The following is a 12,154-nucleotide window of genomic DNA, read 5'->3' as shown; positions in this document are numbered from 1 at the left end:
GCGATGACCTCCCCCGATCGTCCGAGCACCCGCCCCGCAAGCGGCATCGAGCTCAACGGCCTCGACACGATCCAGGAGTCGGAGCGGCACGGCCGCCCCCGCGACCTGTTCTGGCCGTGGTTCGCCGCGAACGTGTCCGTGCTCGGGCTGAGCTACGGCTCCTTCCTCCTCGGCTTCGGCCTCTCCTTCGGGCAGGCGACGCTCGTCAGCGTGATCGGGATCGTCGTCTCGTTCCTCTTCTGCGGTCTGGTCGCCGTCGCCGGCAAGCGCGGCTCCGCCCCCACGATGGTGCTCAGCCGGGCGGCCTTCGGGGTCGACGGCAACCGCCTCGTCTCGGTGATCTCCTGGCTGCTCACGGTGGGCTGGGAGACGGTGCTGGCCTCCCTCGCGGTGCTCGCGACGGCGACGGTGTTCGAGGAGTTCGGCTGGGACGGGGGCGTGCTCACCAAGGTGGTCGCGCTGATCGTGGTCGCCGCGCTCATCGTGATCGCCGGGATCGCGGGCTTCCGCCTGATCATGCGGCTCCAGCTCGCGATCACCGTCGCGACCGCCGTGCTGACCGTGGTCTACGTCGTGCTCGTCCTCGACCGGATCGACCTCGCCGCCGTCGGCGCCCTGCCCGCGGGCTCGGCCGCCGCGGTCATCGGCGGGCTCGTGTTCATGATGACCGGCTTCGGGCTGGGCTGGGTGAACGCCGCGGCCGACTACTCCCGCTACCTCCCCCGCGGTGCCCGCACGAGCGGAGTGATCGCGTGGACGACGATCGGCGGAGCGGTCGCGCCCGTCGTGCTGGTGGTCGTCGGCCTGCTGCTGGCCGGCTCCTCGCAGGAGCTCTCGGACGCGATCGCCGCGGACCCGATCGGAGCGCTCGCCGGGATCCTGCCGACCTGGTTCCTGCTCCCCTTCATCGTCGTCGCGCTGCTCGGCCTGATCGGCGGGGCCGTGATGGACATCTACTCCTCGGGCCTGGCACTGCTCAGCACGGGGCTCAAGGTCTCGCGGCCAGTGGCCGCAGGGATCGACGGCGTGCTGATGGTCCTCGGAGCGGTCTACGTCGTGTTCGTCGCGGGCGACTTCCTCGGCCCGTTCCAGGGCTTCCTGATCACCCTCGGCGTGCCGATCGCGGTATGGCTCGGCGTGTTCCTCGCCGATCTCCTCCTCCGCCGGCGCGACTACGACCAGGAAGCCCTGTACGACTCCCGCGGCCGCTACGGCAGCGTCTCGGCGGTCCCCGTGGCCCTCGTGCTGATCGGCGCCGTCGTCGGCTGGGGCCTGGTGGTCAACTACTCCCCCGGGTTCGAGTGGGAGGGCTACCTCCTCGGCCCGCTCGGCGGCCGCGACGGCGACTGGGCCGGCGCCAACCTCGGCGTCCTCGTGGCGCTCGTGATCGGCTTCGCGGGAACGCTCGCCCTCTCGCGCGGGGCCGTCCGCCGCCAGGAGGCCTCGGCGTGAGCCTGCTCGTCGCGATCGACCTGCAGCACGTCTTCGCCGACGCCGAGTCGCCGTGGGGATCCGGCGGATTCGAGCGCGCGGCCGAGGGGACCCGCCGGCTCCTCCCGGCGTTCGGCGAGCGGGTCGTGACCACCCGCTTCGTCGCCCCGGAGCGGCCCGCCGGCGCGTGGATCCCCTACTACCGCGAATGGCCGTTCGCGCTCGTCCCCGAGAGCGACCGGCTCTACGAGCTCGTGGCCGGGTTCGAGGGCCACCGCACGATCACCGCCACGACCTTCGGCAAGTGGGGGCCCGAGCTCGAGGCCGAGCTCGACGACTCCCGCGAGCTCGTGCTCACCGGCGTCTCGACCGACTGCTGCGTGCTCTCGACGGCGCTGGCGGCCGCGGACGCCGGAGTGCGGGTCAGGGTCGCCGCGGACGCCTGCGCGGGCGCCTCCGAGGCCGACCACCAGCGCGCGCTCGACGCCATGTCCCTGTACGCGCCGCTGATCGAGATCACGACCGTGGACGCGGTGCTGGCGGACCTGCGCGCCCGGGGCTGAGACCGCGGTCGGGACGCGAGCCGCTTGCGCCAGTCGGCCCCGCGCGTCGCGGGGCGACCCCGTCACCCGGCATGATGTCGGCATGTCCTCCACCGACGAGCGCGTCAGCCCGGCTTCCCGCACCCTGGTCATCGGCGAGGCGCTGATCGACATCGTCGAGCGCGACGGCAGCGCCACGGAGCACGTCGGCGGCTCCCCGGCCAACGTCGCCCTCACGCTCGCCCGACTCGGGCGACCCGCGACCCTCGTCACCGACATCGCCGACGACGAGCGCGGCCGCCGCATCAGCGCCCACCTCGAGGCCTCCGGCGTGGAGGTCCGGCACGGCGACTCGGAGCGCACCAGCACCGCTCGGGCGGTCCTCGCCGCGGACGGGTCGGCCCGCTACGTCTTCGACCTCTCCTGGAACCCGCCGGCGGCGGACCCGGAGGGCGCCTCCCACGTCCACACCGGTTCCATCGCGATCTTCCTCGAGCCGGGCGGATCCGCCGTGCTCGAGCTCCTCGAGGCTCTGCCCGCCGGAGTGACGGCGAGCGTCGACGCGAACATCCGCCCGGCTCTGGTCGGCGCGCACGCCGAGGCGCTCGCGCGCTTCGAGCGGATCGCCGCCGCGTGCGAGGTCGTGAAGCTCAGCGACGAGGACGCGGAGTGGCTCTACCCGACGATGCAGCTCGACGAGGTCCTCAGCCGGCTGCTCTCCCTCGGGTCGCAGCTCGCGGTCGTCACACGCGGCGCGGAGGGACTTCTGCTGGCCTCGGCCGTCACGCGGGTGACCGTGCCCGCCGCCCGGATCGTGGTGGCGGACACGATCGGCGCCGGCGACTCCGCGATGGGCGCGATCCTCGACGAGGCGTTCCGCCAGGGCCTCGGCGCCGCGAACGGGATGCTCCTCGACGGCCCCGCCCTTCACGCGATCGGCCGTCACGCCGCGCACGTCGCCGGCATCACGACCTCCCGCTCCGGCGCGAACCCGCCCACCCGCGACGAGCTCTGAGGGCCGGGGGCGGGCCTTCTGCAGGACGCCCCTGGTGCTCGCGTCGGGACGCGGAGATACTGGGCGCACCTCGACGGAAAGGCGTGCCGTGCCCACTTCACTGAGCCCCTACATCGGCTTCGACGGCTCCGCGCAGGAGGCGATGGAGTTCTACCGGGACGTCCTCGGCGGCGAGCTCAGCTCCAGCCGCTTCGGCGACTTCGGGATGAGCGCGGATCCGGCCGACCAGGACCGGATCATGCACGCCCAGCTCGTCACGCCGAGCGGGATGATCCTGATGGGCTCCGACTCCCCCTCCTCGAGCCCGGCCGAGAGCGGCGCCCGCATCACGATCGCGCTCTTCGGCGACGACGACGCCGAGCTGAGCGGCTACTGGGACGGCCTGGCCGAGGGCGGCACGGTCGTCGAGCCGCTGGTCGCCTCGCCCTGGGGCGACCGCTTCGGGATGCTGGTCGACCGCTACGGCGTCGGCTGGATGGTGAACATCGCCGCTCCGCCGGCCTGACGCTCCTCCCCAGCACGGGATCGGGGTACGCCTCCCCCCGGGTGCGTCCACCCGTCCCGCCGGACGCCGCGGCGGGCGCAGAATGGAGGGGCCGCTCCCGCTCCGGGGGCCGTCCCACCTCTCACGAAGGCTGCAGATGACGATCACGCTCGGGTACAAGGCATCGGCGGAGCAGTTCGGCGCCCGGGAGCTCGTCGAGCTCGCGGTCGGCGCCGAGCGGCACGGCTTCGAGACCGCGGTCGTCTCGGACCACTTCCAGCCGTGGCGGCACACGGGCGGGCACGCGCCGTTCTCCCTCGCCTGGCTCGCCGCGGCCGGTGAGCGCACCTCCACCATCACCCTCGGCACCTCCGTCATGACCCCGCACTACCGCTACAACCCCGCCGTCATCGCCCAGGCGTTCGGCACGCTCGGCGTGCTCTACCCCGAGCGGATCATGCTCGGCGTCGGCACCGGCGAGGCGCTGAACGAGGTCGCCACCGGCTATCAGGGCGCGGGCGAGCAGACCTGGCCCGACTTCAAGGAGCGCTTCGCCCGCCTGCGCGAGGCCGTGCGGCTGATGCGCGCGCTGTGGGCGGGCGACCGCGTCACCTTCGACGGCGAGTACTACTCCACGCACGAGGCGTCGATCTACGACAAGCCCGAGAGCGGCGTGCCGGTCTACATCGCGGCGGGCGGCCCCGTCGTCGCCAAGTACGCCGGCCGGGCGGGCGACGGCTTCATTTGCACGTCGGGCAAGGGCATGGAGCTCTACACCGAGAAGCTGCTCCCCGCCGTCGAGGCGGGCGCCGCGGCGGCCGATCGCCACTCCTCGACCATCGACCGCATGATCGAGATCAAGCTCTCCTACGATCCCGATCCGGCGCTCGCGCTCGAGAACACGCGCTTCTGGGCGCCGCTCTCGCTGTCGCCCGAGCAGAAGCACTCGCTGACCGATCCGGTCGACATGGAGCGCGCCGCCGACGAGCTGCCGATCGAGCAGGTCGCGAAGCGCTGGATCGTCGGCTCCGACCCCGAGGAGACGGTCGCGCAGATCAAGCCCTACGTCGACGCGGGCTTCACCCACCTGGTCTTCCACGCCCCGGGCGACGACCAGCAGCGCTTCTTCGACGCCTTCGAGCGCGACCTCGCGCCGCGGCTGCGCGCGCTCTGACCTCCCGCCTCCGCCACGACCCCCTTCGGAAGGGCCGCTCCCGCATGACCACGGCCACCCTGCTCGCCCGGCTCGACCGCGGCGAGGCGTTGACGCGCGTGACCGCCGAGGAGCTCCTCGGCGCGCGCGGCGACGACCTCGACCTGCTGCTGGAGGCCGCCGGCCGCCTGCGCGACGACGGACTCGCCCGCCGCGGACGGCCCGGCGTCGTCACCTACTCGCGGAAGGTCTTCGTCCCGCTGACCAAGCTCTGCCGCGACCGGTGCCACTACTGCGTCTTCGTGGAGACACCGGGCGGGCTCGCGGCCAAGCGCGAGTCGACCTTCATGGAGCCGGAGGAGATCCTCGAGGTCGCCCGCGCCGGTGCCGCGCTCGGCTGCAAGGAGGCCCTGTTCACGCTCGGCGACCGTCCGGAAGACCGGTGGCCGGTCGCCCGCGCCTGGCTCGCCGAGCACGGCTACGCCTCGACGCTCGAGTACGTGCGCGCCATGGCCGTCCTGGTGATGAGCGAGACGGGCATGGTCACGCACCTGAACCCCGGCGTGATGTCGTGGGCCGAGCTGCAGCGGCTCCGCCCGGTCGCGCCCTCGATGGGCATGATGCTCGAGACGACCGCCGAGCGCCTCTGGTCCGAGAAGGGCGGCGTGCACTACGGCTCCCCGGACAAGGACCCGGCGCTGCGCCTGCGCGTGCTCGAGGACGCGGGCCGCAGCCGCATCCCCTTCACCACCGGCGTGCTGCTGGGCATCGGCGAGAACGCGGCGGAGCGGGCGGACGCCCTCTTCGCGATCCGCGAGTCCCACGAGCGGTGGGGCCACGTGCAGGAGTGCATCGTCCAGAACTTCCGCGCGAAGCCGCGGACGGCCATGCAGAACGAGGTCGACCTCGAGCTGCAGGAGTACGTGGCCAACGTCGCGGTCGCGCGCCTCGTGCTGGGCGCCGAGGCGACGATCCAAGCGCCGCCGAACCTCACCGACGAGCAGGAGCTCGGGCTGCTGCTGCGCGCCGGGGTCGACGACTGGGGCGGTGTCAGCCCGCTCACGGCGGATCACGTGAATCCGGAGCGCCCCTGGCCGAACATCGACGACCTCGCGCGGCTCACCGCGGCGGCCGGCTACCGGCTGCACGAGCGGCTGACCGCCCACCCGCAGTACCTCCGCGACTCGGCCACCTGGATCGATCCGCGCGTCGCTCCCTACGTCGAGGCACTCGCCGACCGCGGGACCTGGCTCGCCGACGAGGCGGCGGCGGTCCTCCCCCGGCCCTACCGCGACTCGCTCGACCCCCTGCCCCGACCGGTCGCGCCCGCCCTCGGCGCCGTGCTCGCCCGGGCGGAGACGGACCCCGCCGGTCTCGAGGACGCCGACTACCTCGCCCTGCTCGCAGCCGACGGCGACGACCTCGACGCCCTCTCCGCTCTGGCGGACGACCTGCGGCACGACGCCGCCGGCGACGAGGTCTCGGTCGTCGTGAACCGCAACATCGACACCTCGCTCTGGGGAGTCGGCGATCTGACCGTCGAGCGGCTGGAGGAGCTCGCCGACGAGGCGGTCGCGCTCGGCGCCACCGAGCTCTGCCTCCAGGGCGCGATCGGACCGGAGCACCCGGGCGACGATCTGCTGCTGATCGTCCGCACGCTGAAGCAGCGGCAGCCCTCGCTGCACCTGCACGCCTACCGGCCCGGCGAGATCCTCGAGGTCGCCCGGCGTACGGGCCGAACCCTGCCCGAGATGCTCGACGCTCTGCGCGAGGCCGGCGTGGACTCCGTCCCGGGGACCGCCGCCCGCATCCTCGACGACGACGTCCGCGCCGTCCTGAGCGAGGGGACGGACCCGACCGTGGCCGAGTGGCGGGAGGCGATCACGGCCGCGCACCGCAGCGGCCTCCGCTCCACCTCGACCATGGTCTACGGACACGTCGAGACCCCCGAGCAGCAGCTCGCGCACCTGCGCACGCTCGCGGCGATACAGGACGAGACGGGCGGCTTCACCGAGTTCATCGCGATGCCCTTCGTCCCGGCGGAGGCGCCTCCTTCCGTGGTGCGCGCGAGCCGGGGCGGGCCGACCCTCCGCGAGACCCGCGCCGTGCACGCCGTCGCACGGCTCATCCTCCACGGCCGGATCGCCCACGTGCAGACCGCCTGGACCAAGCTCGGACTGCATGCGGCGCAGGTCCTCCTCCGCGGCGGGGCGGACGACCTCGGCGGCCTGCTGCTCGACGGGGCCCTGCGGCCCGAGGCCGGAGCGGAGGCCTACCGCTCGCTCGACATCGCGACCGTCGCCCGGCTGAGCGGCGAGATCGGCCGCGGCTGGCGCCAGCGCACCACGACGTACGGCGTGGTCGCGCCGGAGAGGGCGCTGCGGGCGGAGCCCGTCGCAGCGGCGGGTCCTCAGCGGATGCGCCTCCCGGTCCGCGGGACCCGCCGGGCGTCATGACCCGCTCCGAGTACCTGCGGCGCCAGGCCGAGCTGGTCCGGGAGGAGCGGATCGAGTCGGACAGCGCCACCGTGCGGCTGCTGACCGCGGGCGCCGGGAGCCCGCGCGCGGTCCTGCTGCTGACCGGCGTCGGCCGGGGCGCGCGGAGCGACACCGGGCTGCTGCTGCCGATGCTGGCGCGGCGCCACCGCGTCGCCGCGCTCGAGCTCGCCGATCTCGGCGACCCCTGGCTCGACGGACCCGCCGCGGTCCGCGCCTCCCTGGACGCGCTCGGCGCCGAGGAGGCCGTCCTGATCGGCCACTCGCTCGGAGCCGCCGTGGCCCTCGCCGCGGGCGATCGGCGGGTGCGCGCCCTCGCCCTCGTGGCCGGATGGCTGCGCCCGACGGAGCGCCTCCTCCGCACGGCGCGCCTCTGGCCGATGCTGCCGCCCGACGCGCAGGAGGAGGCCGCTCGGCTCCTCGCCGTCCGCTCGGCCACCACCTCCTCCCCGTGGGGCGCCGACGCCGCCAGGATGCTCGCCGCCTCCGCCCGGGCCGACGTCGCTGCGGCCGCTATGGACTGCCGGGTTCCCGCCCTCGTGGTCGGCTGCTCCGCCGATGCCGTCGCAGGAGTCGAGGGCGCCGAGGCCCTGCTCGGCGCGATCGACGACGCCCGCTACGCCGTCCTCGACGCCGGTCACGCGGTGCTCGCCGAGCGGCCCGCCGAGCTCCTCGCCGTCCTCGAGCACTTCCTCGCCGATCCGCACCGCGACCCGGCGGGCAGCGTCCTGGCGAGGACGACGGTCTGATGGACGTCGACGTCGTCGTGATCGGCGCCGGGTTCGCCGGCCTCGGAGCCGCGGTCCGCCTGGAGCGCAGCGGCGGGACCTCGTTCGTCGTGCTGGAGCGCGCCGAGCGGATCGGCGGGACCTGGCGGGACAACGTCTACCCCGGGGTCTCCTGCGACATCCCCTCGCACCTCTACTCCTACTCCTTCGCCCCCGAGGCCGACTGGTCGGCGTTCTACGCCCCCGGGGCCGAGATCCAGGCCTACCTCGAGCGCGTCGTCGAGAAGGAGGGCCTGGCGCCCCGGCTCCGGCTGGGGACCGAGGTGCTCGAGGCGGTCTTCGACGAGGAGGCGCACCGCTGGCGGGTGCGCACCTCCCGGGGCGACTACTCTGCCGCGGTCCTCCTCGTCTGCGCGGGGCGCCTCTCCGAGCCACGCCTCCCGGCCGTACCGGGCCTGGATTCGTTCGCGGGTCCTGCCTTCCACTCCGCCCGCTGGCGGGACGACGTCGATCTCGACGGGAAGCGCGTCGGCATCGTCGGCTCGGGAGCCTCCGCCGTGCAGATCGTGCCGCACCTCGCCGAGCGCGCCGCCGAGGTGGTGCTCTTCCAGCGCTCGGCCCCGTACGTCGTCCCCCGCCGGAACCGCCCGTACCCGCCGGAGGAGCGCCGAACCCTCTCCCGCGCGCCCGGGGCCCTGGCGAGGCTCCGCGAGGAGCTGTTCTGGCGCGCCGAGCTCGGCTTCGCCGGCCGCGTCGCCGTGCCCGAGGCCATCGACCGGCTGCGGGCGGAGGCGCTCGGCCACCTCGAGGCGCAGATCATCGATCCCGCGCTCCGCGCCGTGCTGACTCCGGACTACGAGATCGGCTGCAAGCGCGTGCTCCTCTCGGACGACTACTACCCCGCTCTCGCGCAGCCGCACGTCCGCGTCGTCCCCGGTCCGCTCCGGCGCGTCGAGGAGGGCGCCGCGCTCGGCGACGACGGCGTCCCGCACGGGGTCGACGTGCTCGTCGTCGCGACCGGCTTCCACTCCACGCGGCCGCCCTTCGCCCGGCGCATCCGCGGCCGCGGCGGCGTCCTCCTCGCTGACCGCTGGGCCGACGGCATGGTCGCGTACGAGTCGACCGCGGTCCACGGGTTCCCGAGCCTCTTCGTCGTCAACGGCCCCAACGCGAGCCTCGGCCACAACTCCGCGGTGCACATGATCGAGACGCAGATCGACTACGTGCTCGGCGCGCTCGACCACCTCGCGGTCTCCGGCGCCGACCGGCTCGAGGTCACCGCCGAGGCCGAGGCCGCCTCCGTCGCCCGCCTCGACGCCCTCAGCGCCGACACCGTCTGGACCAACGGCGGCTGCGAGAGCTGGTACCTGGACGACAACCGGCGACTCACCCTGCTCTGGCCCGACTTCGCCTTCGCCTTCCGCGAGGAGCTCGGCCGGTTCGACCCCTCGGCCTACACGACCTGACCGCGGCTCGCTATCGTGACCGCATGACCGACCGCGTGCTCTCTCCCGAACCGCCCGCCGACGGTGCGAAGCCGAAGGGACCGGCCTCGTACTTCCCGAGCATCGAGAAGACCTACGACCGTCCCGTCCAGGACTGGCTGGACCTCGCCGACGAGCGTCTGCGCTCCGAGCCGCACATGCAGGTCGTCACCTGGCTGAAGACCGAGCACGGCCTGGGCCACGGCCACGCCAACGCGATCGTCGCCTACGTCCGGGCCGCCCGCGCCTGACCGGTCCGCCCGTCGTCCGCACAGGCTAGGCCCGCCGGCCTCCCCGGACCACCCGTCGTCGGCGCCCGCGCCGTCCGGGGATAATCGGGGCATGCGCGAAGACGACGATGTCGATCTGGTGATCGACGCGTGGGCCGGGGCCCTGCCCGACCTCGATTTCGCGCCTCTGGACGTCGTCTCCCGCCTCCGCCGCCTCAGCCCGCGCGTGCAGGAGGTTCGGCGGCAGTCCTTCGCCGTCAGCGATCTCGCCCCGTGGGAGTTCGAGCTCCTCTCGCTGCTGCGGCAGCGCGGGGAGGGCGGGATGACGCCCTCGGCCCTGGCCACGCACCTCGCGCTGTCCAGCGGCAACCTCGCCAGCCGCGTCGACCGCCTCGGGGCCCGCGGGCTCGTGGTCCGCGAGCAGAACGCCGCCGACTCGCGCAGCAAGATCGTCTCGCTCACCCCGCGGGGCACGAAGCGGGTCGACGAGGCGATGCGCAATCTCGTCGCCGCCGAGGGCGAGGTGCTCGCCGACCTGGACGCCGCGCAGGTGTCGGTCCTCATCGAGTGCCTGCGGCGGATCAGCGACACCCTCGACCGACTGCAATGAGGCGCTACGCCCGACGAGCCTGAGAGGTCAAGCCCGTTCGGAGAGACGGGCACCGGACGTAGCGTGAAGCGTGCACGGTCGAGGCGTCAGCCACCCGTGCGGATGATCGCGAAAGCGGAGAGCACCATGACACAGATTTCTTCTATCCAACCCGCGCGATGGAGCCGGAACGGAGTCAGGATCGTCGTCGTCCCCGGGGCGGAGCTGCCCCGGTTCCGACTCGAGATCGACGCCCGACTGACCACCGCGCCCTCCCTCGTCCCCACCGGACCCTTCTCGACCGTCGAGGAGGCCGAGCGGGCCGCCGAGGTCGCCGCCGGCCTGCTGGGGGCGAAGATCCCGGCCTGAGTGCACACCCGCCGAGACGGCCGGATCAGCCCGCGAGCTCCGCGAGCGATCCGGTCGGGACCGCGATCCACCCCTCGGCCTCCGCCGCCTCCTGCAGTTCGGGAGGCACCGGCAGGGTCGCGCCCAGGGCGTGGGCGCGGGCGTTGAGAGCGGCGACGACGGCGTCGAACGCGTCGTCGGAGCGGCTCATCAGCGCGAGCGCGGGCGCCGGCGCATCGAGCCAGGGTGCGGCCCGTCGCAGCGACTCCGCGGCGAGCGCCACGGCCTCCGGTCGCGTCTTGTACCCCGTGGTGTCCACTCCCCAGAGCCGCAGCGCCGCCGCCGGGTACGCCTCGACGAGCCGTCCGCGCCCGGAGCGGTCGACGTCCTCCCCGCTCGCGGCGAAGGCGTCGAGCAGCTCCGCGCAGCGCATCGCGGTCATCCCGAGCCGGTCGGTCGAGACGCTGAGCGGCCAGCGGCCGGTGACCTCGCGCGCCACCCGGTCCGTCTCGCGGTACGCGAGGCGGCGGCGCCAGTCGCGTCCCGCGAGCGTCCGCGGCGAGACCTCCCGTCGCGTGTGCGCGGAGACGAACGCCGCGAACTCCACCGGCCAGCCGAACGCGCAGTCGATCCCGATGACCGCCGCGTCCCGTGACGCATCGACGATCGTCGCGTCCTCGGCGCCGAGTACGAGCGAGCGGACGACGGCCCGGCCGCCGGAGAACTCGAGGGCGGCGAGAGCGGTGCGCACCGGCTCCGCAGCGAGGTCGACACCGATCGTGAGCACGGGGACAGGGTAGGCGCTCTGGCGCTACGCTCGAGCGATGACGCCGCCCGCTCCCTCCTCCCGGGCGGAGTCGGCCCGCGTGCCGGTCGCGCTCCTCCGCCTCCTCGTGGCCGCCGCCGTTCTGGTGGCCGTGATCGCGACGGCCGTCGACACCGCCTCTCGGACGCCGCTGAACCCGTTCAACTTCTTCGGCTTCTTCACCATCCAGAGCAACATCGTGCTGGCCGTCGTGCTCGGAGCCACCGCCGTGCTCGCGCTCCGCCGCCGTCCCGCGCCCGGCGGGCTCCTACTGGTGCGGGGTGCCTTCACCGGGTACATCATCGTCGTCGGCCTCGTGTACAACACCCTCCTCACCGATGTGGCGGGCGGAGTGGCGCTGCCGTGGGCCAACACCGTCATGCACGTGCTGTTCCCCGTCTACGGACTGCTCGACTGGCTGCTGCTCGCGGATCGCCCTCCGCTGCCGTGGCGCAGGCTCTGGCTGGTCGTGGTCTACCCGATCGTCTGGCTCGTCGTGGTGCTGATCCGCGGAGCGACGGACGGCTGGGTGCCCTATCCGTTCCTGGATCCCGCGACCGGGTACGGGCAGGTGTCGGTGTTCGTCGTCGGGATCGCGGTCGCGTTCCTCGCGTCGGGGGCGCTGGTCTGGGCGATGAGCCGGCTGCGGATCGTGCCGGTGGCGGGCGGCTGAGAGGACGCTCGCCTTCCAGACGGTTCCGCCCGCCGGACGACCGGATCCGCTGCCGTCGCGCACATCCGGCCCGTTCTGGGGTCACCCGTTCGGGGTCATCCGGGGCGCCGCTCCCCTAGCGTCAGCACCGACGGCTCCCCCACCGTCCTCCCCCTCGAGAACGGTCCCCCATGAGCC

General features: G+C 73.8%; 13 protein-coding genes. 12 read left to right on the top strand and 1 reads right to left on the bottom strand.

Annotated elements, in window-relative coordinates:
* Positions 1–3: 3 nt before the first annotated feature.
* From C5C35_RS11890 to C5C35_RS11840, 11 genes are all read left to right on the top strand, one after another.
* Positions 4–1,452, top strand: coding sequence for a cytosine permease (locus C5C35_RS11890; RefSeq protein WP_104238336.1), 1,449 nt, complete (start codon positions 4–6; stop codon positions 1,450–1,452).
* A complete protein-coding gene (locus tag C5C35_RS11885; protein ID WP_104232866.1) occupies positions 1,449–1,994 on the top strand; it encodes a cysteine hydrolase family protein in 546 nt (181 codons plus the stop codon). The genes C5C35_RS11890 and C5C35_RS11885 overlap by 4 nt, the downstream gene beginning before the upstream one ends.
* A gap of 82 nt (positions 1,995–2,076) precedes the next feature.
* The gene (locus C5C35_RS11880) at positions 2,077–2,988 is read left to right on the top strand and encodes a carbohydrate kinase (RefSeq protein WP_104232867.1); all 912 of its coding nucleotides are present in this window, start codon (positions 2,077–2,079) and stop codon (positions 2,986–2,988) included.
* A gap of 88 nt (positions 2,989–3,076) precedes the next feature.
* Positions 3,077–3,493, top strand: a complete 417-nt coding sequence (locus C5C35_RS11875; protein WP_104246718.1) for a VOC family protein — start codon at positions 3,077–3,079, stop codon at positions 3,491–3,493.
* Between the two features lie 136 nt (positions 3,494–3,629).
* On the top strand, positions 3,630–4,646 hold the full coding sequence (gene fgd / locus C5C35_RS11870; RefSeq protein WP_181134073.1) for a glucose-6-phosphate dehydrogenase (coenzyme-F420): 1,017 nt from the start codon (positions 3,630–3,632) through the stop codon (positions 4,644–4,646).
* A gap of 44 nt (positions 4,647–4,690) precedes the next feature.
* Positions 4,691–7,081: a 7,8-didemethyl-8-hydroxy-5-deazariboflavin synthase CofG gene (cofG, locus tag C5C35_RS11865; protein ID WP_104263184.1), complete on the top strand. Its 2,391-nt coding sequence runs from the start codon at positions 4,691–4,693 to the stop codon at positions 7,079–7,081.
* On the top strand, positions 7,078–7,869 hold the full coding sequence (locus C5C35_RS11860; RefSeq protein ID WP_104263183.1) for an alpha/beta fold hydrolase: 792 nt from the start codon (positions 7,078–7,080) through the stop codon (positions 7,867–7,869). Before cofG ends, C5C35_RS11860 begins: the two co-directional genes overlap by 4 nt.
* Positions 7,869–9,314 (top strand): NAD(P)/FAD-dependent oxidoreductase, encoded by a 1,446-nt coding sequence (locus C5C35_RS11855; protein WP_104263182.1) that lies wholly within the window; start codon positions 7,869–7,871, stop codon positions 9,312–9,314. The genes C5C35_RS11860 and C5C35_RS11855 overlap by 1 nt, the downstream gene beginning before the upstream one ends.
* 23 nt (positions 9,315–9,337) lie before the next feature.
* Positions 9,338–9,583: a DUF4287 domain-containing protein gene (locus C5C35_RS11850; RefSeq protein WP_104226459.1), complete on the top strand. Its 246-nt coding sequence runs from the start codon at positions 9,338–9,340 to the stop codon at positions 9,581–9,583.
* Between the two features lie 91 nt (positions 9,584–9,674).
* Entirely contained in the window at positions 9,675–10,172 is a 498-nt protein-coding gene (locus C5C35_RS11845; protein ID WP_104225059.1) for a MarR family winged helix-turn-helix transcriptional regulator, read from the top strand.
* A 126-nt stretch (positions 10,173–10,298) separates the two neighbouring features.
* A complete protein-coding gene (locus C5C35_RS11840) occupies positions 10,299–10,520 on the top strand; it encodes a hypothetical protein (RefSeq protein WP_146076606.1) in 222 nt (73 codons plus the stop codon).
* Between the two features lie 25 nt (positions 10,521–10,545).
* Here C5C35_RS11840 and C5C35_RS11835 read toward each other — a convergent pair whose 3' ends face one another.
* On the bottom strand, positions 10,546–11,286 hold the full coding sequence (locus C5C35_RS11835) for a DUF429 domain-containing protein (RefSeq protein WP_104263181.1): 741 nt from the start codon (positions 11,284–11,286) through the stop codon (positions 10,546–10,548).
* A 37-nt stretch (positions 11,287–11,323) separates the two neighbouring features.
* On the opposite strand from C5C35_RS11835, the gene C5C35_RS11830 reads away from it, so the two are divergent.
* Positions 11,324–11,977 carry a Pr6Pr family membrane protein gene (locus C5C35_RS11830; protein ID WP_104249443.1) on the top strand — a complete coding sequence of 218 codons (654 nt, stop codon included), beginning with the start codon at positions 11,324–11,326 and terminating at the stop codon, positions 11,975–11,977.
* Positions 11,978–12,154: the final 177 nt, after the last annotated feature.

Origin of the sequence: Rathayibacter sp. AY1F8 (assembly GCF_002932165.1) — a bacterium.
GTDB lineage: Bacteria > Actinomycetota > Actinomycetes > Actinomycetales > Microbacteriaceae > Rathayibacter.
Note: the sequence above shows the minus strand (reverse complement) of the source record. Positions and strands in the feature narration are given on the sequence as shown.